The organism is Methylomonas sp. 11b, from assembly GCF_000515215.1.
Classification (GTDB): domain Bacteria; phylum Pseudomonadota; class Gammaproteobacteria; order Methylococcales; family Methylomonadaceae; genus Methylomonas.
Map to the genome: position 1 here is coordinate 3,531,880 of NZ_KI911557.1, position 22,614 is coordinate 3,554,493.

Below are 22,614 nucleotides of genomic sequence, written 5' to 3' on the forward strand. Positions count from 1 at the left end.
GGCTAGGACGAAAAGATGCTCAATGCTTCGTGAATTTTAGTTTTGGCATCGTGCAAGATTGCCAGCGTATTTTCCGGAGACAAAGAGAAGTTTTTCAATTTGGCCGCGGCGGGGATGGCGGTAATCGCCGGCAGATCGGCGGTGGCTTTTTTGCCGATCAAGGCATGGAGTCTGGACAGGACTACTATATCGGTCACCGTCAAGGTATCGCCGCTGTTTTGAAACCAGTCGCTGGACGACTTGGCCACGTCGATGAATTCTTCGGCAAAATCCCATTCTTTCAACACCACGGCGCCGACCGGGCCTTTGATGATGGGCATGGCTTCCATGATTTCGGCGTCATTATGGTATTCGGGTGGTAAGTTGGCGGTAAAACTCAGAAAGGGAATCACGCCGATGTCGCAGACCAGTCCGGCCAGTAAGGCATTCTCCGGATTTTGCTGCATGCTGTGGCTGGCCAGCACATGGCACAGGCCGGACAGATAAAGGCTTTGCTTCCACAGATCTTCCAAATGATTTTTAATCAGCGGCGATTTGCTTTTGAAAATCTGCTTCATACTCAACGCTGTTACCAGGTTGCGCGTGGCATTCAAGCCGATACGCACGACAGCGTCTTTGCAGTTTTTCGCCGGTACGTTGGTCAGATATAACGGGCAATTGGCGACTTCGATCAATTTCGCGGAGATGGCAGGGTCCAGTTGGATGATTTTGACGGCTTCGTCGATGTTGACATCTTTTTGGATGGCTTTGCGTAAATTGATCGCCACTTCGGGTAATGAGGGGATTTCTATCTCGTGGTCGTTATTTTCGAAGTGTTCGACGAATAAGCTCAATAGCCGATTGTGATGCAACTCTTCCGGGATAGATAGTTTGCCGTGGTCTTGGCGGCTCGGCGTCAGCATGATTTTCAGGGATACCCGCAACAGGTCTATCTCGGTTTTTGCGGTCGCGGTGGCGGTGTGCTTGATACCGCTGCATATCGGGAATTTGGCTTGTGCGCTGCCTGCCGATATTTCATAGCTTTTGCCGTTGTGGTCGGCCAGGATCACTGTGCCGCGCAACAAATACATTGCGCAAGTCGCCTGCTGATTGACGCTGAACAAGGTGCTGCCGGCTGGCAGGGTTTCGACGTGATTTTCAGTGGCGAAAGTTTGTAATATCTCGTCGCTTAAATTCCTGATGGGGAATAACTGTTTTAGAGTTTCCGGCGTAATGCGTTGCCCACCGCTCTGCGGTTTGCCTTTAGCTTGGGATTTTTCAAAAAAAGCTCTAATTCCACTCATAGTATTCCAGTAAACGTTAATGGCGGGCGGTTTGGGGAGATTGTTACCATGGACATCGCCCCGGTCAATAATTTCATCCGTTCGTGTTGTTTAATTCTCTTTCGGCGTTTAACAGGCCAATCACCGGCGATGTGTGCGGACGCACGCCTCGCCAAATAAAGAACGCTTCGGCGGCCTGCTCTACCAGCATGCCCAAGCCGTCCAGGCTGTGAGCAGCGTTATTCGCCAAGCCCCATGTCACAAATGCAGTGGCTTGGTTGGCATAAGCCAGATCGTAGCAACTACCGCCCGCTTTCAACAGCGCGGCGGGCAAGGGCGGCAAATCGCCGCTGAGGCTGGCCGACGTGGCGTTGATGATCAAATCGAATTGGCGATCTATAAGATTAGCGTAATCGCAAGCTTGCACCGCGCCTAGTTCCGCGAAATCCTCGGCAATCGCTTGGGCTTTGCCCGCATTGCGATTGACGATGACCAATGTCGATGGCCGTTGTTCCAGTAGGGGGGGGGCGATGCCGCGTGTGGCGCCTCCAGCCCCTAGAATCAAAATCTTGGCGTCCTTCAGCGTGATGGCATGGTTTATTGTTAAGTCGTTAAGCAAGCCGATGCCGTCGGTATTGTCGCCCAAAATGCTGTCATCCGCTTGGCGGACTAAGGTGTTGACGGCTTTTGCTTGAAGAGCGCGCTCTGTCAAATGATCGGCATATTGCCAAGCCAGTTCCTTGAGTGGGACGGTGCAGTTCAGGCCTTTGCCGCCTTCGGCGAAAAAATGGGTTGTCGCCGCTGTAAAATTTTCCGCAGGGACCTCCTGGGCGACGTAATCCATGAGTTGGCCGGTTTGCTCGGCAAATAATTTATGGATGCGCGGTGATTTACTGTGGCTGATCGGTTGGCCGAATACCGCGTAATTGTCAATTTTCATCATCGGTACTGTATTTGCTGCGCCAATATTCCCAGAGGAAGGTGCAGGCTGTCACCAGCACGCCCAGTCCTATACTGATAGGCATAAAGTTCTCAAAATAGGCGACGATCAGCGCGCAGGTCGCGAGGAAAAAGCCGAGTAAGCTGTATTGCCAGCCGATGCGTATGCCATCCAGCATCGTCGCCAAGGCCAGGATCAACAAAATCACCAAGCTGGCGCTTCTGTCGGACAACTCTTCGGATTTGTTAAGTAATGCGGCTGCAATCACGACTACCAGAGTGTGCAACCAATGCAGACCCTGGGCTTTGACGATGTCGCCAAAGTCGTTGTCGTTGGTTCTGGTTTGCAGCCAGGACACGAAAATAGACAGCATGCCAAACACGATCACCATGAATAACCAATAGCCATAGCCATCGTGTGGGTTGAATTCGGTGATAGCGATGCCAAGCAGCGACAAAACAACCAGCAGGATAAATACCGCCTGTTCCAGGCCGAAGTAACGTCGGCGCTGTTCAGGCGGTTCGTCGGTCGAGTTGTTGTCATCGAAATCTAGGTCGTCGTTCATGCCGAGTCCATTTGTGTAGTTGTTATTGTTGTTTTAGCCACTGGGCAGCGGATTTCGCGTAGTAAGTCAGTATGGCGTCGCAGCCGGCGCGCTTGAATGCCAGCAGGGATTCCATCACCACTTGTTGTTCGTTTAGCCAGCCGTTTTGGGATGCCGCTTTCAGCATCGCATATTCGCCGCTGACCTGATAGGCAAAGGTCGGTACGCCGAATTGATCCTTGGCGCGGCGGATGATGTCCAAATAGGGCATGCCGGGTTTGACCATGATCATATCGGCGCCTTCGCGTAAATCGAGCGCAATTTCCCGTAACGCTTCATCGGAATTGGCCGGATCCATTTGATAGCTGTATTTATTGCCGCCGCCGAGATTACCCGCTGAGCCAACCGCATCGCGGAACGGGCCGTAGAAGCTGGAGGCGTATTTGGCCGAATAGGCCAGAATTCGGGTATTGATATGGCCATGTGATTCCAGGGCGGTTCTGATCGCACGGATACGGCCGTCCATCATGTCGGAGGGGGCGACGATGTCGGCACCGGCTTCGGCATGCGACAAGGCCTGTTTGCAGAGCACTTCGACAGTTTCGTCGTTGACGACGTAGCCTTGGTCGTTCAGCAATCCGTCCTGGCCGTGTGAGGTAAAAGGGTCTAGCGCCACATCGGTGATTACGCCCAATTCCGGCAGAGCATCTTTCAAAGCCCGAACGCAACGTTGTGCCAGGCCGTCAGGGTTGTAAGCTTCTTCCGCGCTTAAGGATTTTTTGTCCGGATCGGTCGCCGGGAATAGGGCAATGGCGGGTACGCCCAGATTTAATAAGGTTTCGGCTTCGCGTAGCACCAGGTCGATGGATAATCTACTGACGCCCGGCATGGAGGCGACAGCTTCTTGTTTATTATTGCCCTCGATAACAAATAGCGGGCAGATTAAGTCGTCGCTGCTTAAGCGATTTTCCCGCATCAACCGTCGGGAAAATGCCTGATAACGCATCCGGCGCATCCGGGTGGCCGGGAAAAAGTCGTTAGGGTATGACATCTCTTCCATAGTAATATAATGGGGTACTTGCCGGCCCCGTGGGCTGGCTAGAATCTGGAGCCGGTTTAGTGCTTCGGCCTTTATTTTAGCAGTGTATCGAATGAAGGCGGTTGAAATTAGCCGGCGATACTTTTTTGAGATGGTTTTTATGAATATCAAACGTCATATGCATTTTATATTTGTAGTGGTTTTTAGCTTGTTTGCCGGCATGTTTTTGTCTTTGCCTGCTGCCGCGGCTGATCTGAGCGAGCCGCAACGCACTATTGAGGAGGCGTCCAACAAGTTGAAGCAACGCTTGCAGGATCCTGCCTTTCCGCATGATTTCCAAAAAATCAATGCCTTCGTCCAGGAAGTGATTTATCCAAATGTGGATTTCGATCTGATTTCTTCGCTGGTGTTGGGGAAAATGTGGAAGGATGCTTCGCCGGCGGAAAAAGAAAGCTTTAAAAAAGAGTTTCAGGTGTTGTTGATCAGGACCTATTCCCGAGCTTTCTTTGAATTTAAAGATTGGTCCGTGCGGTTTTTGCCGATCACCCCGGAAGAAGACGAAAGAAAAGTCCTGATTAAAACCGAAGTGCTGCAACCCGGTTTGCAGCCTATCGCTGTTAACTATCGGATGCTGAACGTCAAAGGCCAATGGAAAGCTTACGACATCATGATCGAAGGCGTAAGTTTGGTGACCAACTATCGCACCAGCTTCAAAAACGAAGTGGAGCGCACCGGTTCGTTGCAAGAGGTTATCAACCAATTGGCCAAGCGCAATACCGAAGCGTTAAACAGCAAGAATAATTCATAAGCTTTTCCCCTCTTAGTGTTCCCGGTTGTGCCGTTCAGGGCAGCCGGGAATGATCATCAGTATGCAATCCGTTAAAGATTCTCTTTACGCCAGTCCGCTGGGCGAAATCAGAGCATTTACCTTCGACGACGCTGTCGTCAAAGTCTTTCCGGACATGATTCAGCGCTCGGTTCCCGGTTACAGCACTATCATCTCGGCGATCGGTTTATTGGCGGCGCGCTTTGCCAAGGAAGATAGTGTTTGCTACGACTTGGGGTGTTCGTTGGGTGCTGCAACCTTAGCTATGCACCAGCAAATCACTACTAAGAATTGCCGAATCGTTGCTGTGGATTATTCCGCCGCAATGGTCGAACAATGTCGGAAAAATCTGTCGGTTGCCTCCGAAGGAGCCGAGATAGAAATCATATGTGCGGATATTCGCGACATGCCGATTAGCAATGCCTCGGTGGTTGTGCTGAATTTTACCTTGCAGTTTATCCCGTTGGCTGATCGGCAGGCTTTTTTGGCCAAGATCTATCGCGGTTTGTTGCCGGGCGGGATTTTGATTTTGTCCGAAAAGCTGGCGTTCGACGATGCTCGACAGCAGGCTTTGCAGATTGATATGCATCATTTATTTAAAAAAGCCCAAGGCTATAGCGAGCTGGAAATCAGCCAGAAGCGCAGCGCTTTGGAGAATGTGCTGATTCCGGAAACCTTTGCTGCGCATCAACAGCGCTTGAAAGTGGCGGGTTTCGCCAGCGCGGAAGTTTGGTTTCAGTATTTCAACTTCGCTTCGATGATTGCATTGAAATGACGCTTTACGAAGGTCTTTATCAAGCATTGGCGGCGGCCGGCGACGAAGTCTGGGTAAACCGTTTGCCTGAGCAATTGGCGGCGGCTTTTGCGGATTCGTCGCATGGCGATCTAAGGCGCTGGCAACAGGCGGTAGAGGATTTGCCGGACTTGATGCCGTCCAGTGTCGATTTGTTGGAGAGTGTCAGAATAGGTCAGGCAGAGGATATTTCCGAAGAGGTGCGGGCCGGTTTGCGCGAACAATTGATGCAGTTGCATCCTTGGCGGAAAGGGCCTTATTGGATATTTGGCATCGACATCGATACCGAATGGCGCTCGGATTGGAAATGGGATAGGGTGAAAGAACAGATTGCACCACTACGGAATCGACTGGTTTTGGATGTCGGGTGTGGCAATGGTTATCATTGTTGGCGCACGCTCGGTGCGGGAGCGAGACTGGTGGTTGGCATTGACCCTACTTTGCTCAGCGTGATGCAGTTTCAGGCTATCCGTAAGCTGCACGGCGAAGCGCCGATTTATCTGTTGCCGCTGGGGATAGAAGATGTGCCGCCCAACATGGGGTTGTTCGATACGGTGTTTTCGATGGGGGTGTTGTATCACCGTCGCTCGCCGATCGATCATTTGCTGGAATTAAAGGGCTGTTTGCGTTCGGGCGGCGAATTGATTTTGGAGACTCTGGTGGTTGAAGGCAATTCGGAACAAGTGTTGGTGCCGGAGGGGCGTTATGCGCAAATGCGCAATGTGTGGTTTTTGCCTAGCTGCGCAGCTTTGATGTTATGGATGCGTCGTTGCGGGTTTAAAAATATTCGCCTAGCGGATGTTTCCAAAACCTCTCTTGAGGAGCAGCGCAGTACCGAATGGATGCGGTTTCATTCCTTGGCAGATTTTCTCGATCCGCATTCTCCGGATGTGACTTGCGAAGGCTTGCCGGCGCCGGTTCGGGCTGTGATTGTGGCTAGCGTCGATTAATCAGTGGATTTTTGTTTTTGAATTGTAAAATTGAAAGAAAGGGCTAAGATTGCCTAGCTCACAAGATCAGCTGATTTTTCATGCGCTGATTAGTCCGGGCGTTCTTTATTTATCTTACAGTCGGAGAAAATCCATGAAAAAGTTATTTATGCTTTTAATGCTGTGTTCTTTTGTCGTTTTGGCCGATCCTATCAATATCAACCAAGCCGATGCTGACACTATTGCCAAGACGCTGACCGGCATAGGTCCGAAGAAGGCCGAGGCCGTGGTCCAATACAGGAAAGAGCATGGTGATTTTAAATCATTGAAAGATCTGGAAAATGTGCCGGGAATTGGTGAGAAAACCATCCAGCAGAATGAAAAGAATATCTTGATTGGCGATCCAGCCCCCGCTACTGCCGTGAAAGCCGATAAGCCAGAGAAGCCGGAAAAACTCCAAGAAGCCAAAAAATCAAAATAAGGCGACTGAGTTGGCGTGCTTGGTATTGGCTCGCCAACTCATTGAGTCTGTTTTGTCTGAAATGCGCGCTCGTATTTATTCGACGTCCGGGTAGTTTAGCCAAATGTCGAGCCGTTCCAGCCCCAAAAATCAGCCGGACAGTTACTGAACTCGATATAAATCCGATCTTGAGGGATTGAAAGCCGGGTATTGAGCAATTGGCATATTGATGCGGACAAGCTTTTGGCTTGGCTGCTGCTCAGGCCAATGCTCTTGCATTCCAGATATGCCAAGGGCGATGTGTTGCCGGCAAACAGCATGGCGTTGTGTTCCTCAATACTAATCATGACGTAGCGCTCCGGCTTGCCTGTCTCTTTGGACACTAGTTGCGATAGTTCGCCTAGCAATTTTGATTTCAGTTCCGTGTCGAGCGTTGAATTGGTGTTCAATTTTAAAAAAGGCATGATTAGTCTCCTGTTTTTTGGGGCTAGATTGTCGGCCAGCGTTGAATGATCCGGTATTCAACACCATCCGAACCTGAGCAGGATTCTACCAAGCAGAAGCCGTTTGACCGCCAAAGAATGGGGGCGAAATCGAGATCGATTGCCGAATTAGCCTTTTTAACTAAAGTGACATGCGGCTTGAACGGTCTGTTTTCGATGGGTATGCCTTGTTGTTCGGCTATGCGGGCCAAGTTTTCGTTCAATATCGACACGCTTTGATCGAATTGACAGGCAGTCAGGCATAGTACGGCAGGTTTTTTCCAGAAACTCAGGCGGTCAAAACTCAACGTTATCGGCGGCGATGGCAGTTTTCCCGCTTCCCCGGTGATTACGGCCTGTTGTTCTGGAGAAATTCTCCCTAAAAACAACACGGTGACATGTAAATTTGCTTCTTTAACAGGTTTTCCGGTCCGGTTTAGTTTGTTGATTAACGCCGCGCATTGTTGTCTGGCGTTTTGTTCCGGCCATAAGGCAAAAAAGAGACGTTTCAAGCTGTCCTTCTCCGGTTGTTGTTAGATGGAGGTATGACTTTTTCATATTTTCGATGGTAGGCAAAATACTGCGATTTGGGTGCCGAGAGCTGGCGATCAGGCTAAAGGATGCTGTTCAATTGCTGCGAGGATAGGCAATTCGCCAAAAAAAAATCAAGATTTATCAGCTCGTAAGCGGTGAATCCTAAAATGGAAATTGAATTTTGCTCGGCTTGCCTGTGGGTTTGTTCAGCTTTAGGTTCCGTCGCGGAATTGTCTAGTAACAATTTGTCCGCATAACCTATAGACTGCGCGTAGTTGCTAAGCATTGACATATATCCCATTTCTACCTTACAGTTACAAATGCATCACACGTACGTGACAAGCCTAGCGGGTTGTGGCAATTTGCAAGAATCGGCTATTACTAAAAATTAAAACTTTCGGAGCACATCACATGGCAAGACCATTAATTCAAATGGCGTTGGATTCACTGGATTTCAACCAAACAGTTGCATTGGCAGATCAAGTAGCACCCTATGTCGACATTTTTGAAATCGGCACTCCTTGCATTAAATACAACGGTATCAACTTGGTTAAAGAACTGAGACAACGTTACCCGGACAAATTGTTGTTGGTTGACTTGAAAACCATGGACGCTGGCGAATACGAAGCCGGCGCTTTCTATGCTGCTGGCGCGGATATCTGCACCGTATTGGGCGTATCCGGTTTGGCCACTATCGCAGGCGTTATCAAGGCTGCGAAAAAACATGGCGCTGAAACTCAAATCGACTTGATCAACGTTGCCGACAAAGCAGACTGCGCTAGAGAGTCCGTTAAATTGGGCGCGCAAATCGTTGGTATTCACACAGGTCTGGACGCGCAAGCAGCCGGTCACACACCGTTTACTGATCTGAACGACATCGCTCGTTTGGGCTTGAATGTGCGTATCTCTGTTGCCGGCGGTATCAAACAAGCGACTGTACAACAAGTCGTTGAAGCTGGCGCTAACATCATCGTTGTTGGTGCAGCTATTTACGGTGCTCCTTCACCTGCTGAAGCAGCTCGTGAAATCCGTGAATTGGTTGACGCAGCGGCGGTATAAGTCATGCATCAGCAGTTAATTATTGACAAAATCTCAGGGATTCTGGAAGCGACACCCGACTCGCATGACAAAACCTTGGTGGACATGCTGGATCAGGCTAAGCGCATTTTTATATCGGGCGCTGGCCGTTCAAAGCTAGTCGGCAATTTCTTTGCTATGCGTTTGATGCATGGCGGCTATGACGTTAGCGTTGTCGGTGAAATTGTTACGCCAAGCATCAAAGCTGGCGATTTGTTGATCATTATTTCCGGCTCCGGTGAAACCGAGCAGTTGATTGCCTTTACCAAAAAAGCCAAAGAAGTCGGCGCAAAGATTGTGTTGATTTCGGCTAAGGACGATTCAACGATTGGCGACATGGCTGATGTCACTTTGCAAATCGGCAGATCCGAACAATACGGTAAAGTCAAAGGCATGCCTATGGGTACTGTGTTTGAATTATCTACCTTGTTTTTCCTGGAAGCGACAATTTCGCATGTAATCCACGATAAAGGTATTGCAGAAGAAGAAATGAGATCAAGACACGCCAATTTGGAATAACTTAGCGTGTGAACCTGTGGCCGGAGCAATTCGGTCACGGGTTTTTTACATTACATTCGGGTGTCAAGGCGATACCGATTCCAGCAGTCTGAATGAACGAGAGTGTGGTTTTGGTCTTCCTTGTATTTACCAGCCTCAGCCAGAGTGATGTTTGAGTAATCAAATGTCGCAACTAAAATAACAAAATAAAAAGGAGACCAACATGCCTTCGCGCCGAGACTTAGCGAACGCCATCCGCGCACTTAGCATGGACGCCGTACAGAAAGCCAACTCCGGGCACCCCGGTGCACCGATGGGGATGGCCGACATCGCAGAAGTATTGTGGAACGATTTTCTGCAACACAACCCCAGCAACCCTAAATGGCCCAACCGCGACCGCTTCATCCTGTCCAACGGCCACGGCTCTATGCTGATTTATTCTTTGCTGCACTTGGCCGGCTACAATTTGCCGATCGAAGAACTGAAACAGTTCCGTCAACTGCACTCGCAAACCCCAGGTCATCCTGAATACGGTTACACCGACGGCGTCGAAACCACTACCGGTCCTTTGGGCCAAGGCATCACCAATGCCGTCGGTTTCGCTTTAGCGGAACGTACACTGGCCGGCCAATTCAACCGTCCGGGCCACGACATCGTCGACCACCACACCTACGTATTCCTGGGTGACGGTTGCTTGATGGAGGGTATCTCCCACGAAGCCTGCTCCCTGGCCGGCTCCATGAAGCTGGGCAAACTGATCGCCTTCTACGACGACAACAACATCTCCATCGACGGCGAAGTCCGCGGTCATGGCAACGTCGCCGGCTGGTTCCTGGACGACACGCCCAAACGTTTCGAAGCCTACGGCTGGCACGTCATTCCTAAAGTGGATGGCCACGATGCCGACGCCGTCAAAGCTGCCATTGAAGCCGCGAAAAAAGTCACCGACAAACCGAGCATTATCTGCTGCCAAACCACCATCGGTTTCGGTTCGCCGAACAAACAAGGCAAAGAAGAATGCCACGGTGCGGCCTTAGGTGAAGCGGAAATCGCCCTGACCCGTGAAAACCTGGGTTGGCCGCATGCGCCGTTCGACATTCCTGCCGACATCAAAGCCGGTTGGGATGCTAATGCCAAAGGTGCCCAACTGGAAAGCGCCTGGAACGCCAAATTTGCTGCCTACAAAGCCGCACATCCGGAATTGGCAGCCGAATTCGAACGTCGGGTCATCAAAAATGAACTGCCGGCCGATTGGGCGGATAAATCCAACGCCTTCATCGCCGCTGTCAACGAAAAAGGCGAAACCATCGCCAGCCGTAAAGCGTCGCAAAACACCCTGAACGGCTTTGGCCCCTTGTTGCCCGAACTGCTGGGCGGCTCTGCCGACTTGGCCGGCTCCAACCTGACCCTGTGGTCCGGCTGCAAAGACGTCAACCAACCGGGCTTCGATGGCAACTACGTCTACTACGGTGTGCGTGAATTCGGTATGTCCGCCATCATGAACGGCATCACCCTGCACGGTGGCTTCAAACCCTACGGCGCTACCTTCCTGATGTTCAGTGAATACGCCCGTAACGCCCTGCGCATGGCCGCGTTGATGAAAATCCCGACCATCTTTGTGTACACCCACGACTCCATTGGTCTGGGCGAAGACGGTCCGACTCACCAACCCGTCGAACAAACCGCCACCCTGCGCATGATTCCGAACATGCAGGTCTGGCGCCCTTGCGACGCCGTCGAGTCGGCTGTGTGCTGGAAAGCCGCGATTGAGCGTCAAGATGGACCAAGCACCCTGATCTTTTCCCGGCAAAACCTGGCGCACATGGCGCGCAGCCAAGCCCAGATTGACGGCATCAGTAAAGGTGGCTACATCCTGAAAGACAGTGCCGGTACCCCGGATGCCATCATCATTGCCACCGGCTCTGAAGTGGAATTGGCGGTTAAAGCCGCTGAAGCGCTGGAAGCCAGAGGCAAAAACATCCGCGTGGTGTCCTTGCCATCGACCAATGTCTTTGAAGCGCAAGACCAAGCGTACAAAGACAGCGTATTGCCACCGAGTGTGACCAAGCGCGTAGTAGTGGAAGCGGGAGTAACCGACAGCTGGTGGAAATACGCCGGCAGCGCGGGTAGAGTCGTAGGATTGGACCGTTTCGGCGAATCGGCCCCGGCAGGTCAACTCTTCAAAGAGTTCGGCTTTACCGTGGACAATGTCGTCGCTAATGTGGAAGCCGTTCTTTAATTTTGTAAACTTAGGTGAGGCTTGGGTTAAATGACCGAAGCCTCACGTTTCTAACAGCATAGGTGATAGACGTGAAAAGAAATGAATTAACGAAAGGCGTGATGGCAGCTCTAATGCTGACCAGTTCCTTAGCTATGGCGGGATCGGATTATCCGGCGGCTGATTATCAGCCAAAGGTGCTCTATACCAATCCTGAATATAACGACAGCAAATCGGCGCCAGTTGCTGCTCCAGCACCTGCGGCGAAACCTGCTGCAAAAGAAGTTGAAGCGGATCCAGCTTTCCCTGCGACGAATTTTCAACCTAAAGTGTTATACAGCGATGCTGAGTATAAGCACAGCGCAGCAGCACCAAGTGCGGCTAAATCGTCAAGCTCATCTGCCTCCACAACTTCTGCGGAAGCAGCGGTAGATGTTATACAAACAGAAAAAGCCGCGTCCTCAGATTTTTCCTACATTGGCTTGGTTTTGCTGGCGGTAGCAGGATTTTTTATTTACAACAAAAAATCGCCTAAAAGTGCCAAAGGTTCTTCAGCTAATGATTACCAAGTTGCATCTGGTGCTACCGGCGTGGAAAAGTATTTGGAAAAGATGGGTGCGAATAAAACCGGTGTTGCCAAATACTTGGAAAAACAAGATTCCAATCCTGCTACAGGCGTTGCTAAATACATGGCAAAGCAAATCGTAAGAGATCGGGAAGCTGCCGCTGCGAAAGCGACTGGCGTGGAAAAGTATTTACGTGATAAAGCTTAATAGCATCTGATTTATGATGCTGATCGCGGGAACTTAAGGGTTAAGCGTTAACTCTTATCCGGCAGATTTAAATGATCGCCACTTCGTATGTTTTAAAGCGTTTGTTTCGGCTTTGAATATATGCCAAGTGGCGATTCAGTCTTATCAAATTATCTAAAAATAGAGTTTCATCACCAGGGACTCTTTTGCAATCAATCTCCTGCAAGAATTGCTGAACATCTTTTACTTGTAAAGCTCGGTTCAAACGAGGGGGAAAAATTAACAACACATCTGAGGATAATCCTATGGCAAAAAATTTACTCGAACAACTCCGCGAAATGACTGTTGTTGTTGCCGACACCGGTGACATTCAAGCGATTGAAACATTTAAACCACGCGATGCGACCACTAATCCATCATTGATTACCGCTGCCGCGCAAATGCCGCAGTATCAAGGTATCGTTGATGATACGTTGAAAGGTGCAAGAGCAACCTTGGGTGCTGCCGCCGCTGCCGCGGATGTCGTTTCTTTGGCATTTGACCGTTTGGCGGTATCTTTTGGCCTAAAAATACTGGAAATCATCGAGGGTCGTGTATCAACCGAAGTAGATGCGCGCTTATCTTTCGATACTGAAGGAACCATTGCCAAAGGCCGGGACCTGATTAAACAATACGAAGCCGCCGGTATTTCTAAAGAGCGCGTGCTGATCAAAATTGCTGCAACATGGGAAGGTATCCAAGCTGCTGCTGTATTGGAAAAAGAAGGCATTCACACCAACCTGACGTTGTTGTTTGGCTTGCATCAAGCGATTGCTTGCGCAGAAAACGGCATCACACTGATTTCGCCATTCGTCGGTCGCATTCTGGATTGGTACAAAAAAGACACCGGCCGCGACTCTTATGCCCCGACTGAAGATCCAGGGGTATTGTCAGTAACTGAAATCTACAACTACTACAAAAAGTTCGGTTACAAAACCGAAGTAATGGGTGCAAGTTTCAGAAACATCGGTGAAATTACCGAACTGGCCGGTAGTGATTTGTTGACTATTGCTCCATCGCTGTTGGCTGAACTGCAATCCGTTGAAGGTGACCTGCCGCGTAAACTGGATCCTGCTAATGCAGCGAACGCCGCAATCGAAAAAATCACTGTCGATAAAGCAACTTTTGAGCGGATGCACGAAGAAAACCGTATGGCCAAAGAAAAATTGGCTGAAGGCATCGACGGCTTCGCCAAAGCTTTGGAAGCTTTGGAAAAATTGTTGTCAGAGCGTTTGGCTAGTTTGGAAGCTTAAAAAGATAGCTGGCAGCGAGTTGTTCTTGTTGCCAGTGTTCCATTACGAATTTCTCGGGTTGCCTGTTTATTGAGCAACCCGATTTCTAAGCAGGATTTATGGCATGTCTCAAAAAATATTAGATGTTGTTAAGCCCGGTGTCGTAACCGGTGAAGATGTACAAAAAATCTTTGCAATTTGCAAAGAAAATAAATTTGCTTTACCTGCTGTGAACGTGATCAGCACCGATACGATCAACTCGGTATTGGAAGCAGCGGCGAAAGTAAGGTCGCCGGTTGTGATTCAGTTCTCCAATGGTGGTGCGGCATTTGTTGCCGGTAAAGGCTTGAAGTTGGAAGGGCAAGGTTGTTCAATTGTTGGTGCGATCTCTGGCGCTCATCACGTGCATGCTTTGGCTGAGCATTATGGCGTCCCTGTTATTTTACATACCGACCATGCGGCGAAAAAATTGTTGCCATGGGTTGATGGCATGTTGGATGCGGGTGAAAAGCACTTTGCTGCAACCGGCAAGCCATTGTTCAGCTCGCACATGCTGGATCTTTCCGAAGAAAGCTTGCAAGAAAACATTGAAATCTGCGGTAAATATCTGGAGCGCATGTCCAAAATGGGTATGACTCTTGAAATCGAACTGGGTTGTACCGGCGGCGAGGAAGACGGTGTCGACAACAGCGGTATGGATCATTCTGCGTTGTATACCCAGCCGGAAGATGTTGCTTACGCTTACGAGCAACTGAGCAAAATCAGCCACAGATTCACTATTGCTGCGTCGTTCGGTAATGTTCATGGTGTTTACTCTCCGGGCAACGTTAAATTGACGCCGACAATTTTGGCTAACTCGCAAAAATACGTTTCAGAAAAATTCGGCTTGCCGCAAAACTCATTGAACTTCGTGTTCCATGGTGGATCCGGCTCTTCTCCAGAAGAGATTAAAGAATCTATCAGCTACGGCGTCGTTAAAATGAACATCGATACCGACACTCAATGGGCATCTTGGGCCGGTGTGATGGAGTTTTACAAGAAAAACGAAGCTTATTTGCAAGGCCAAATCGGTAACCCGGAAGGTGCTGATAAGCCGAACAAAAAATACTATGACCCACGGGTTTGGCAACGTGCCGGCCAAGTTGGCATGGTGACTCGTTTAGAGCAAGCCTTCCAAGAATTAAACGCCGTTAATTCGCTGTAATATCTTGATAAAACTGCAAAGGCCATGAGGTCTTTGCAGTCCTTTCTGTAAAACATTCACAATCTGAGTCAAAAATTTGACTTAGGAGCTACAATTCTTCCAGGTATATTTTGCATACCTGAACTCCGCTTTATGCCTAACTGCTTTCAAGTGACGGCTATACTATTATTCTAAAACGATGTTTTTTCTTGTATGATCAAATCCAGCTGTTTTTAGGGCTGTGGTCTGATTGAACTTGAGTATTTTGGCGCGTATTGTGCTGTAAAAATTTAAAAGGTGGAAAATGGCAGAAGCCCATGGGAAAGACGAAGGTAAGAAGTCTTCCAAGAAAATAATCATAATAATCGCCGCGGTTATATTGATTTTGGCTGGCGCAGGAGGTGGGGCTTATTTCTTTCTGAATAAGCCAGCTGACGCCGAGCATAAAGAAGAAGGTGATGCCAAGCACGGCAAGGAGGAGCACAAGGAAGAAGCCGCGCATGAAGAAGAAGCCGACCATGAAAAAGTCGCTGAGCCTGATGTTTATTATGATTTACCAAGTCCCTTATTGGTTAATTTTCCCGCCGGCTCTGGCGCAAAAGTGATCAGAATTTCCCTGACAATACTGATGAAAGGCGAGGCGAGTAAGGATGCAATGAAAAAACATGAGCCGATGATACGCAATAATTTGTTGATGGCCATTAGTGCGGTGGGTGCGGAAAAAGCGAAAACCTTGGAAGGAAAGCAAGAACTAAAAGCTATGATGCAGGCAGAAATTGGCAAAGTTTTGGAAAAAATGGCCGGTAAAAATACCGTTAAAGATGTGTACTTCACTGAATTTGTAATGCAATAAATGTCAACCGCCGATCTATTATCACAAGACGAAATCGATGCGTTACTGCATGGCGTGGACGACGGTGATGTCGATACAGGAGTTGATGATGACTATAGTCGGGGCACGGCTAGAGTCTACGATTTTAATAGTCAGGAACGGATTGTCCGGGGGCGGATGCCCACCTTGGAAATGGTCAATGAGCGTTTTGCTCGCCATTTCCGGATAGCGTTATTTAATTTTTTAAGGCGCGCTGCGGAAATCTCCGTTTCCGGGATTCAGGTACAGAAGTTTTCTGAATTCATTCAGGGCTTATTCGTACCCACAAATTTGAATGTTATTCGGATGTCGCCTTTACGCGGCCGGGCATTAATCGTAATGGAACCGCGTTTGGTTTTTACCGCTGTCGATAACTTTTTCGGCGGTGGCGGTCAGTTTTATAACAAGGTTGAGGGCAGGGAGTTTACCCCAACCGAAATGCGCATTATTCGGCTGATTATCGATATGATTTTCAAGGATTTGGCTGAAGCCTGGAAGCCGGTAATGGATATCGACTTTGAATATATCAATTCGGAAGTGAATCCGCAGTTTGCTAACATCGTCAGTCCTTCGGAAATAGTGGTGATTTCCACTATCCATGTGGAGTTGGAAGGCGGCGGCGGCGATATCAATATCGCGATGCCTTATTCCATGATTGAGCCGATTAGAGAGTTGCTGGATGCGGTAACCAGCGACCGAGGTGAGGTCGATGGCCGTTGGCAAGATTCGCTAAGAGTCGAAATTATGCGTAGCGAAGTGATCGTCAACAGTAAACTGATAGAAAAAGAAATGTCTATCAGTGAAGTGATTGAACTTAAAAAGGGCGACGTGATTCCTATAGAAATGCCGGAAACCGTATTACTCGAAGTTGAAGACGTACCGGTTTTTCGAGGCAAATTGGGTCTTTCGGATGGTAACTACGCCATCGAAATTACAGAAAAAATGACGCTGGATAATATTTAACAGCAGGGAAGGATAAGCATGAGTGAAAACGACGAAATCGGCGACGACTGGGCCGCAGCGATGAACGAGCAAGCCGATGCTGAAGCTGATTGGGGCGACGCGCTGAAGGAACAAGCAAACGCCGCCAAGAGCTCTCAGCAAGGTTTTGCCGCCGCCGAGTTCCCCGAGTTTAGCGAGCAAAAATCCAGAAATAACGGTCCTAGCAATGATGAAGTCAAACTGGACGTCATTCTCGATGTGCCGGTGACGGTGTCGCTGGAGATCGGTCGAACCAAAATCAATATTCGAAATTTGTTGCAGCTAAACCAGGGCTCAGTTGTGGAGTTGGATCGTTTTGCAGGCGAACCGATGGATGTGCTGGTGAATGGTACTTTAGTCGCTCACGGCGAAGTAGTGGTGGTCAACGACAAGTTTGGTATTCGGCTGACCGACATTATCAGTCCGTCGGAACGGGTCAGAAAGCTAGGCTGATGTCTTTATCTCGCTTGGCTACCCAAATTATTTCGGTATTAATTGCACCTGCTGTATGGGCTGACGAAACCGCTGCGTTGCCCAGGCAGACCGCGAAAGTAGTGACTTCCGGAGATGTCGCACAATGGCTGTTGGCATTGTTATTGGTATTGGCGCTATTTTTTCTGTCGGTGTGGCTATTACGTAAAAGCGGTAGTTTGGCTTTTGTCGGTAAAAGTCAGCTAGCGGTGTTGGCCGGATTGTCGTTGGGTATGCGCGAAAAATTGGTGTTGGTTAAAGTCGGTGAGAAACAGCTACTGTTAGGTGTTAGTAGCGGACGTATCGATAAACTGCTTGAGCTCGAAGGCGACCAGCGCTTGTTTATGAATAGCGCAGAGGGGCAGGAAACCAGCGTATTTGCCAAGAAATTGCTGCAAGTCATGCAAGGTAAGCACCATGATTAAGTTGATTTTTTCGTGCCTGATGATCAGCTTACTGTTTTTACCGGAAGTTGTTTACGCCGCAGTAGGCATAGATGCCATTACGGTGACCAGCAACCCTAAAGGCGGCGAAACCTACACGGTCACCATCCAGATTTTAGCGTTGATGACGATGCTGACCTTGTTGCCGGCATTGTTATTATCCATGACTTCGTTTACTCGCATCATGATCGTACTGGGCCTGCTGCGCCAAGCCATAGGTGCCGCGCAAGCGCCAAGCAATCAAGTGTTATTGGGGCTATCGCTATTTCTAACTATTTTCATCATGATGCCAGTGTTAGAAAAGGTTAATGAAACTGCTGTGCAGCCTTATATGGAAGAAAAAATTGACGCCGTAACTGCGTTGCAAAATGCCTCGGAGCCGTTCAAACAGTTCATGCTCAAGCAAACCCGCGAGGCGGATTTGGATACCTTTGTGCGGATTTCCGGCCGCGAGCAAATCGATAAACCGGAAGATGTGCCGTTTTCCTTGTTGGTGCCGGCTTATGTGACCAGTGAGTTGAAAACTGCTTTTCAGATAGGTTTCCTGATTTTTCTGCCGTTCCTGGTCATCGATCTGGTGGTAGCCAGTGTATTGATGTCCATGGGTATGATGATGCTGTCGCCGATGATCGTCTCGTTGCCTTTCAAGATTATGTTGTTTGTGCTGGCGGACGGGTGGACCATGGTGATGGAAATGCTGGCAGCCAGCTTTTACGTATAGGCCAAGCCGATGATGACACCGGAAACCATCTCGGCAATAGCCCAGGACACCGTATTGATTTCCTTAAAATTAATGGGGCCCATCTTGATTGCATCCTTGGTTGTTGGTTTGCTGGTGTCCATGTTTCAGGCCGCAACCTCGATTCAAGAACAGACTCTGACCTTTATCCCCAAGCTGGCGACTATTATCGCGGTATTGATGATAGCCGGTCCCGGCATGTTGCAAATGCTCATCGATTATTTCCAAGATTTGATGCGCGATATTCCTACGCTAATAGGATGAACTTCGGCGAAGACGAGTTACTGCGGTATCTTGCTTCGTTTGTCTGGCCATTCTTTCGCATCAGTTCCATGTTTATCACCGTGCCGGTTTTTAGCGTCAAAGCGGTGCCGGCCAAAGTAAGATTAATCGCCAGCCTATTGATTACCTGGGTAATTATGCCGACTTTGCCGGCGATGCCGGACATTGAAATGTTTGGCTACCAAGGGTTTCTGGTGGCGGTACAGCAGGTTGCCTTGGGCCTGACCACTGGATTTATCCTACAGATGGTTTTTTCCATAATGTTGTTTGCCGGACAGACTATCGCTTACAGCATGGGTTTGGGTTTTGCATCCATGGTCGATCCGGCAACTGGGGTGCAGGTGCCGGTGATTGCCCAATTATTTGTAATTAGCGGCAGCTTGTTATTTCTCGCGGTGGATGGTCATTTATTGCTGATCGAGATGTTGGCGCAAAGCTTCCATACTTTGCCGGTGGGTAGTATCGGTATGGATAAGACTGACTTGTGGCGGGTAATCAGTTGGAGCAGTCTGATATTTGCTGACGGCCTGCTGCTGGCCATGCCGGTGATGGCGACATTGTTATTCGTCAACATCAGTTTCGGCGTTGCGTCAAAAGCGGCGCCGCAGTTACAGATATTCGGTGTCGGTTTCCCAATCACCATCATGCTGGGTATGGGCTTAATCTGGATTGGCCTGCCGACCATGCTGGAAGGCTTTAGCGATATGCTGCACAACGGCTTCGCGCTGGTCGGTGCATTGTTGAGGTTGCAATAAATGGCAGAAGATTCCGGTCAAGATAAAACCGAAGACCCCACCGGTAAGCGACTTACCGATTCACGTAAAAAAGGCCAGGTTCCGCGGTCCAAGGAACTCAACACCTTTGTAACATTGATTACCAGTTCGGCGCTATTTTTCTATTTCGGGCAAGGTATGTGGCGTAGCATGCTGGAGATGATGAGGCATCCCTTGCAGTTGTCGCGGGAGGCTGTGTTCGATCCGGCGACGCCTTTGATTTATTTGAAGGCGGCGTTTGCCGAAGGTTTGTGGGTAATTCTGCCGTTTTTGGTGGTATTGGTGGTTGCCGATTTGGCTGCGGCGATGATGTTGGGCGGTTGGAACTTTACCAGCGAAGCCTTCGAGGTGAAGTTTTCCAAGCTGAATCCGCTGACCGGGATAAAAAAAATCATCGGAATTCAAGGCTTGGTCGAACTGGTCAAGGCCATCATCAAAACCATACTGGTTGCGATTGTCTCCTGGAATTTGTTCAAACTGTACTTCGACGATTTTATGGGTTTGAGCCGCTTGCCCCTCGATCAAGCCATCCATCATGTCGGCGATATTATTTCCTTCTGTTTGGTGATTTTAAGCGCTACCTTTTTGCTGTTGGTGATGCTGGATGCGCCCTATCAATTGTGGAATCACCAGCGCCAATTGAAAATGACCAAGCAGGAGGTTCGCGATGAAGCCAAGGATCAAGAGGGTAATCCGGAAGTTAAAGGCAAAATTCGCAGGATGCAGATGGAGGCCGCACAACGGCGGATGATGGATGCAGTGCCTAGTGCCGATGTCATCGTCACCAACCCCACCCATTTCGCGGTAGCCTTAAAATATGATCAGAGCGGCAATGGCGCGCCCTTGCTGGTTGCCAAAGGTACCGATTTGGTAGCCGCGCAGATTCGGCAACTGGCAATGGCCTCGCAAGTACCCTTGGTCGCAGCCCCTTCGCTGGCGAGAGCTTTATATTATTCCACCGACCTGAATCAGGAAATACCGCGCGGCTTATTCTTAGCGGTCGCCCAAGTATTGGCCTACGTTTTTCAATTACGGGCTTCGACGCAATACGGCTGGAACAAACCGGTTCCACCCACCGATGTGCAAGTACCCGACGACTTTAAGCAATAGCCCGGTATCGAACTGAATTATGGATTTTACGAAACTACTCAACGCACTGAAAGCATTGACCGGCTTGGGCTTGGGTGCGCCACTGTTGATTGTGATGTTGCTGGCATTGTTGATCTTGCCGCTGCCGCCGTTTGTGCTGGATTTGTTTTTTACCTTCAATATTGCGTTCTCGCTGATTATCCTGCTGGTGGTGATTTACACCCTCAAACCGTTGGAGTTTGCGTCCTTCCCCACTGTGATTTTGGTGGCAACCTTGTTGCGGCTGTCCTTGAACGTGGCTTCCACCCGGGTGGTGTTGATTCGCGGCCATGAGGGTGGGGATGCCGCCGGCAAAGTGATCGAAGCCTTCGGTTCGTTCGTCATCGGCGGCAATTTTGCGGTGGGTATCGTAGTGTTTGCGATTTTGGTTGTCATCAATTTTATGGTGGTAACCAAAGGTGCCGGACGGGTAGCGGAGGTGAGCGCCCGTTTTACCTTGGACGCGATGCCGGGCAAGCAGATGGCTATCGACGCCGATTTGAATTCCGGGTTGATCAACCAAGATGAAGCTCGTGCCCGCCGCGAAGAAGTGGCTGCCGAAGCCGATTTTTACGGATCGATGGATGGCGCCAGTAAATTCGTGCGCGGCGACGCGGTAGCGGGCATCATCATTTTGTTCGTAAACATGATAGGCGGCTTGGCGATAGGCGTGGGCCAGCACGGCATGAGCTTCGCCGATGCCGCCAATGTGTATGTGTTACTGACCATCGGCGACGGATTGGTGGCGCAGATTCCATCGCTATTATTATCGGTCGCTGCCGCGATGGTGGTCACTCGGGTTCGCGGCAGCAAGCAGGACATCGGCAAGCAGTTGAGTTCGCAACTGTTCGAAGATCCGCGCACGCTGCTGGTCACTGCGGCGGTTATGGGCATCTTAGGCATCATTCCCGGCATGCCGAATCTAGTGTTCATCTTGCTGGCGTTGACACTGGTCGGCGGTGCTTATCTTATCGACAGACGCCGTAAGCTGGAGGAAGAAAAAGCCCTGGAAATGGAACGCATCGTCTCGCCGCAACAGCTGGCGAAAACCGAGATCAAGGAATTAGGCTGGGACGATGTGATGCCGGTCGATGCGATTGGTCTGGAAGTGGGGTATCGCTTGATTCCGCTAGTAGATAGAAATCAGGGAGGGCAATTAATGACGCGCATCAAGGGCGTGCGCAAGAAATTGTCGCAAGAGCTGGGGTTTCTAATTCCTTCGGTGCATATTCGGGACAACCTGGATTTGTCGCCTACCGAATACCGGATTTCCTTGATGGGGGTGAGCGTCGGCGAAGCCAATATCATGCCCGAGAAAGAAATGGCGATTAACCCAGGCCGGGTGTTCGGCACATTGCAAGGCGCGCCTTGTAAAGACCCGGCTTTTGGCTTGGATGCTATCTGGATCGATGCCAATCAAAAAGACCAGGCGCAAACTCTGGGTTACACGGTAGTCGATCCCAGCACCGTGGTTGCCACGCATCTCAGTCATATTCTGCAAAGCAATGCGCACGAATTGTTTGGTTACGAAGAGGCGCAGCAGTTACTGGATAATTTGTCCAAAGTGGCACCGAAGCTGGTCGAGGATCTGGTACCGAAAACCTTGCCCTTGGGTATTTTGGTGAAGGTTTTACAAAATTTGCTGCAAGAGCGGGTTTCGATTCGCGATTTACGGACCATCGCCGAAACTTTGGCGGAGTACGGGGTGAAGAGTCAAGATCCGGACATCTTGACTTCGGCGGTACGGGCGGCCTTGGGGCGCTCAATTGTCCATGAAATCAATGGCGTACAGACGGAAATCCCGGTTATTACGCTCGATCCAGGGTTGGAACAGATATTGCATAGGTCATTGCAGACGGCGGGCGAAGGTGGTGCGGGTTTAGAGCCTGGCTTGGCCGAGCAGATGCACAAATCCCTGGAGGAAAGTGCGCAAAGGATGGAAATGGAAGGACAAACCGCAGTATTGTTGGTGTCCTCTTATATCCGCCCCTGGTTGGCTCGCTTCGTTCGTCATTCGATATCCGGCTTACATGTGCTGGCCTATAATGAAATCCCGCAAGATCGGCAGATCCGAGTGGTTTCCACAGTGGGACAGCGTGGACAATAAAACAGAGGTTG

At 49.7% G+C, this 22,614-nt stretch carries 25 protein-coding genes; 19 read left to right on the plus strand and 6 right to left on the minus strand.

Features of this window, described 5'->3' with window-relative positions; translation table 11 throughout:
- Nucleotides 1-2: 2 nt before the first annotated feature.
- The 4 genes from METH11B_RS0116930 to hemB all read right to left on the minus strand — a co-directional run bounded on the left by METH11B_RS0116930 (nt 3) and on the right by hemB (nt 3,806).
- Nucleotides 3-1,283, minus strand: a complete 1,281-nt coding sequence (locus METH11B_RS0116930) for an HDOD domain-containing protein (protein ID WP_026603032.1) — start codon at nt 1,281-1,283, stop codon at nt 3-5.
- A 73-nt stretch (nt 1,284-1,356) separates the two neighbouring features.
- Complete coding sequence (gene aroE, locus METH11B_RS0116935; protein ID WP_036276102.1) at nt 1,357-2,205, minus strand: shikimate dehydrogenase; 849 nt, start codon at nt 2,203-2,205, stop codon at nt 1,357-1,359.
- Nucleotides 2,192-2,767: a hypothetical protein gene (locus METH11B_RS0116940; protein ID WP_020483696.1), complete on the minus strand. Its 576-nt coding sequence runs from the start codon at nt 2,765-2,767 to the stop codon at nt 2,192-2,194. The genes aroE and METH11B_RS0116940 overlap by 14 nt, the downstream gene beginning before the upstream one ends.
- A 22-nt stretch (nt 2,768-2,789) precedes the next feature.
- Nucleotides 2,790-3,806: a porphobilinogen synthase gene (gene hemB / locus METH11B_RS0116945; protein ID WP_026603034.1), complete on the minus strand. Its 1,017-nt coding sequence runs from the start codon at nt 3,804-3,806 to the stop codon at nt 2,790-2,792.
- A 139-nt stretch (nt 3,807-3,945) separates the two neighbouring features.
- On the opposite strand from hemB, the gene METH11B_RS0116950 reads away from it, so the two are divergent.
- From METH11B_RS0116950 to METH11B_RS0116965, 4 genes are all read left to right on the plus strand, one after another.
- Nucleotides 3,946-4,593, plus strand: a complete 648-nt coding sequence (locus METH11B_RS0116950; RefSeq protein WP_231499629.1) for an MlaC/ttg2D family ABC transporter substrate-binding protein — start codon at nt 3,946-3,948, stop codon at nt 4,591-4,593.
- A gap of 61 nt (nt 4,594-4,654) precedes the next feature.
- Nucleotides 4,655-5,386: a carboxy-S-adenosyl-L-methionine synthase CmoA gene (cmoA, locus tag METH11B_RS0116955; protein WP_036277736.1), complete on the plus strand. Its 732-nt coding sequence runs from the start codon at nt 4,655-4,657 to the stop codon at nt 5,384-5,386.
- Nucleotides 5,383-6,354 (plus strand): tRNA 5-methoxyuridine(34)/uridine 5-oxyacetic acid(34) synthase CmoB, encoded by a 972-nt coding sequence (gene cmoB, locus METH11B_RS0116960; RefSeq protein ID WP_026603037.1) that lies wholly within the window; start codon nt 5,383-5,385, stop codon nt 6,352-6,354. Before cmoA ends, cmoB begins: the two co-directional genes overlap by 4 nt.
- 133 nt (nt 6,355-6,487) lie before the next feature.
- Nucleotides 6,488-6,814 carry a ComEA family DNA-binding protein gene (locus tag METH11B_RS0116965; RefSeq protein WP_026603038.1) on the plus strand — a complete coding sequence of 109 codons (327 nt, stop codon included), beginning with the start codon at nt 6,488-6,490 and terminating at the stop codon, nt 6,812-6,814.
- Between the two features lie 95 nt (nt 6,815-6,909).
- Here METH11B_RS0116965 and METH11B_RS0116970 read toward each other — a convergent pair whose 3' ends face one another.
- Both METH11B_RS0116970 and thpR read right to left on the minus strand, forming a co-directional pair.
- On the minus strand, nt 6,910-7,257 hold the full coding sequence (locus METH11B_RS0116970) for a phenylpyruvate tautomerase MIF-related protein (protein ID WP_026603039.1): 348 nt from the start codon (nt 7,255-7,257) through the stop codon (nt 6,910-6,912).
- A gap of 23 nt (nt 7,258-7,280) precedes the next feature.
- Complete coding sequence (gene thpR / locus METH11B_RS0116975) at nt 7,281-7,787, minus strand: RNA 2',3'-cyclic phosphodiesterase (RefSeq protein WP_026603040.1); 507 nt, start codon at nt 7,785-7,787, stop codon at nt 7,281-7,283.
- 433 nt (nt 7,788-8,220) lie between these two features.
- Between thpR and hxlA the strand changes: the two genes are divergently transcribed.
- The 15 genes from hxlA to flhA all read left to right on the plus strand — a co-directional run bounded on the left by hxlA (nt 8,221) and on the right by flhA (nt 22,603).
- Entirely contained in the window at nt 8,221-8,868 is a 648-nt protein-coding gene (hxlA, locus tag METH11B_RS0116985) for a 3-hexulose-6-phosphate synthase (protein ID WP_033159179.1), read from the plus strand.
- Between the two features lie 3 nt (nt 8,869-8,871).
- Nucleotides 8,872-9,405, plus strand: coding sequence for a 6-phospho-3-hexuloisomerase (gene hxlB / locus METH11B_RS0116990; RefSeq protein ID WP_020483686.1), 534 nt, complete (start codon nt 8,872-8,874; stop codon nt 9,403-9,405).
- A 202-nt stretch (nt 9,406-9,607) separates the two neighbouring features.
- Nucleotides 9,608-11,623, plus strand: a complete 2,016-nt coding sequence (gene tkt / locus METH11B_RS0116995; RefSeq protein WP_026603043.1) for a transketolase — start codon at nt 9,608-9,610, stop codon at nt 11,621-11,623.
- 71 nt (nt 11,624-11,694) lie between these two features.
- Nucleotides 11,695-12,375 (plus strand): hypothetical protein, encoded by a 681-nt coding sequence (locus METH11B_RS0117000; protein ID WP_152428860.1) that lies wholly within the window; start codon nt 11,695-11,697, stop codon nt 12,373-12,375.
- A 284-nt stretch (nt 12,376-12,659) separates the two neighbouring features.
- A complete protein-coding gene (locus METH11B_RS0117005) occupies nt 12,660-13,646 on the plus strand; it encodes a transaldolase (protein WP_020483683.1) in 987 nt (328 codons plus the stop codon).
- 103 nt (nt 13,647-13,749) lie between these two features.
- The gene (gene fbaA / locus METH11B_RS0117010) at nt 13,750-14,829 is read left to right on the plus strand and encodes a class II fructose-bisphosphate aldolase (protein ID WP_020483682.1); all 1,080 of its coding nucleotides are present in this window, start codon (nt 13,750-13,752) and stop codon (nt 14,827-14,829) included.
- A gap of 283 nt (nt 14,830-15,112) precedes the next feature.
- Nucleotides 15,113-15,661, plus strand: a complete 549-nt coding sequence (locus METH11B_RS0117015; RefSeq protein ID WP_026603044.1) for a flagellar basal body-associated FliL family protein — start codon at nt 15,113-15,115, stop codon at nt 15,659-15,661.
- Nucleotides 15,662-16,642, plus strand: coding sequence for a flagellar motor switch protein FliM (fliM, locus tag METH11B_RS0117020; protein ID WP_020483680.1), 981 nt, complete (start codon nt 15,662-15,664; stop codon nt 16,640-16,642). It abuts the gene before it with no gap.
- Between the two features lie 18 nt (nt 16,643-16,660).
- Nucleotides 16,661-17,113, plus strand: a complete 453-nt coding sequence (gene fliN, locus METH11B_RS0117025; protein WP_026603045.1) for a flagellar motor switch protein FliN — start codon at nt 16,661-16,663, stop codon at nt 17,111-17,113.
- Complete coding sequence (gene fliO, locus METH11B_RS0117030; RefSeq protein ID WP_026603046.1) at nt 17,113-17,556, plus strand: flagellar biosynthetic protein FliO; 444 nt, start codon at nt 17,113-17,115, stop codon at nt 17,554-17,556. Before fliN ends, fliO begins: the two co-directional genes overlap by 1 nt.
- Nucleotides 17,557-17,575: 19 nt before the next feature.
- Nucleotides 17,576-18,295: a flagellar type III secretion system pore protein FliP gene (gene fliP, locus METH11B_RS0117035; RefSeq protein WP_409521203.1), complete on the plus strand. Its 720-nt coding sequence runs from the start codon at nt 17,576-17,578 to the stop codon at nt 18,293-18,295.
- A gap of 9 nt (nt 18,296-18,304) precedes the next feature.
- Nucleotides 18,305-18,577 carry a flagellar biosynthesis protein FliQ gene (fliQ, locus tag METH11B_RS0117040; RefSeq protein ID WP_020483676.1) on the plus strand — a complete coding sequence of 91 codons (273 nt, stop codon included), beginning with the start codon at nt 18,305-18,307 and terminating at the stop codon, nt 18,575-18,577.
- Nucleotides 18,574-19,350: a flagellar biosynthetic protein FliR gene (gene fliR / locus METH11B_RS0117045; protein ID WP_026603048.1), complete on the plus strand. Its 777-nt coding sequence runs from the start codon at nt 18,574-18,576 to the stop codon at nt 19,348-19,350. The genes fliQ and fliR overlap by 4 nt, the downstream gene beginning before the upstream one ends.
- Nucleotides 19,351-20,478 carry a flagellar biosynthesis protein FlhB gene (gene flhB, locus METH11B_RS0117050; protein ID WP_026603049.1) on the plus strand — a complete coding sequence of 376 codons (1,128 nt, stop codon included), beginning with the start codon at nt 19,351-19,353 and terminating at the stop codon, nt 20,476-20,478.
- 19 nt (nt 20,479-20,497) lie between these two features.
- Complete coding sequence (gene flhA / locus METH11B_RS0117055; RefSeq protein WP_026603050.1) at nt 20,498-22,603, plus strand: flagellar biosynthesis protein FlhA; 2,106 nt, start codon at nt 20,498-20,500, stop codon at nt 22,601-22,603.
- The last annotated feature ends 11 nt before the right edge of the window (nt 22,604-22,614 follow it).

Bases quoted from the DNA above. Each gene is read 5' to 3' on its own strand.
- METH11B_RS0116930 (WP_026603032.1), bottom strand. From the start codon at position 1,283: ATGAGTGGAATTAGAGCTTTTTTTGAAAAATCCCAAGCTAAAGGCAAA.
- aroE (WP_036276102.1), bottom strand. From the start codon at position 2,205: ATGATGAAAATTGACAATTACGCGGTATTCGGCCAACCGATCAGCCAC.
- METH11B_RS0116940 (WP_020483696.1), bottom strand. From the start codon at position 2,767: ATGAACGACGACCTAGATTTCGATGACAACAACTCGACCGACGAACCG.
- hemB (WP_026603034.1), bottom strand. From the start codon at position 3,806: ATGGAAGAGATGTCATACCCTAACGACTTTTTCCCGGCCACCCGGATG.
- METH11B_RS0116950 (WP_231499629.1), top strand. From the start codon at position 3,946: ATGAATATCAAACGTCATATGCATTTTATATTTGTAGTGGTTTTTAGC.
- cmoA (WP_036277736.1), top strand. From the start codon at position 4,655: ATGCAATCCGTTAAAGATTCTCTTTACGCCAGTCCGCTGGGCGAAATC.
- cmoB (WP_026603037.1), top strand. From the start codon at position 5,383: ATGACGCTTTACGAAGGTCTTTATCAAGCATTGGCGGCGGCCGGCGAC.
- METH11B_RS0116965 (WP_026603038.1), top strand. From the start codon at position 6,488: ATGAAAAAGTTATTTATGCTTTTAATGCTGTGTTCTTTTGTCGTTTTG.
- METH11B_RS0116970 (WP_026603039.1), bottom strand. From the start codon at position 7,257: ATGCCTTTTTTAAAATTGAACACCAATTCAACGCTCGACACGGAACTG.
- hxlA (WP_033159179.1), top strand. From the start codon at position 8,221: ATGGCAAGACCATTAATTCAAATGGCGTTGGATTCACTGGATTTCAAC.
- hxlB (WP_020483686.1), top strand. From the start codon at position 8,872: ATGCATCAGCAGTTAATTATTGACAAAATCTCAGGGATTCTGGAAGCG.
- tkt (WP_026603043.1), top strand. From the start codon at position 9,608: ATGCCTTCGCGCCGAGACTTAGCGAACGCCATCCGCGCACTTAGCATG.
- METH11B_RS0117005 (WP_020483683.1), top strand. From the start codon at position 12,660: ATGGCAAAAAATTTACTCGAACAACTCCGCGAAATGACTGTTGTTGTT.
- fbaA (WP_020483682.1), top strand. From the start codon at position 13,750: ATGTCTCAAAAAATATTAGATGTTGTTAAGCCCGGTGTCGTAACCGGT.
- METH11B_RS0117015 (WP_026603044.1), top strand. From the start codon at position 15,113: ATGGCAGAAGCCCATGGGAAAGACGAAGGTAAGAAGTCTTCCAAGAAA.
- fliM (WP_020483680.1), top strand. From the start codon at position 15,662: ATGTCAACCGCCGATCTATTATCACAAGACGAAATCGATGCGTTACTG.
- fliN (WP_026603045.1), top strand. From the start codon at position 16,661: ATGAGTGAAAACGACGAAATCGGCGACGACTGGGCCGCAGCGATGAAC.
- fliO (WP_026603046.1), top strand. From the start codon at position 17,113: ATGTCTTTATCTCGCTTGGCTACCCAAATTATTTCGGTATTAATTGCA.
- fliP (WP_409521203.1), top strand. From the start codon at position 17,576: ATGATCAGCTTACTGTTTTTACCGGAAGTTGTTTACGCCGCAGTAGGC.
- fliQ (WP_020483676.1), top strand. From the start codon at position 18,305: ATGATGACACCGGAAACCATCTCGGCAATAGCCCAGGACACCGTATTG.
- fliR (WP_026603048.1), top strand. From the start codon at position 18,574: ATGAACTTCGGCGAAGACGAGTTACTGCGGTATCTTGCTTCGTTTGTC.
- flhB (WP_026603049.1), top strand. From the start codon at position 19,351: ATGGCAGAAGATTCCGGTCAAGATAAAACCGAAGACCCCACCGGTAAG.
- flhA (WP_026603050.1), top strand. From the start codon at position 20,498: ATGGATTTTACGAAACTACTCAACGCACTGAAAGCATTGACCGGCTTG.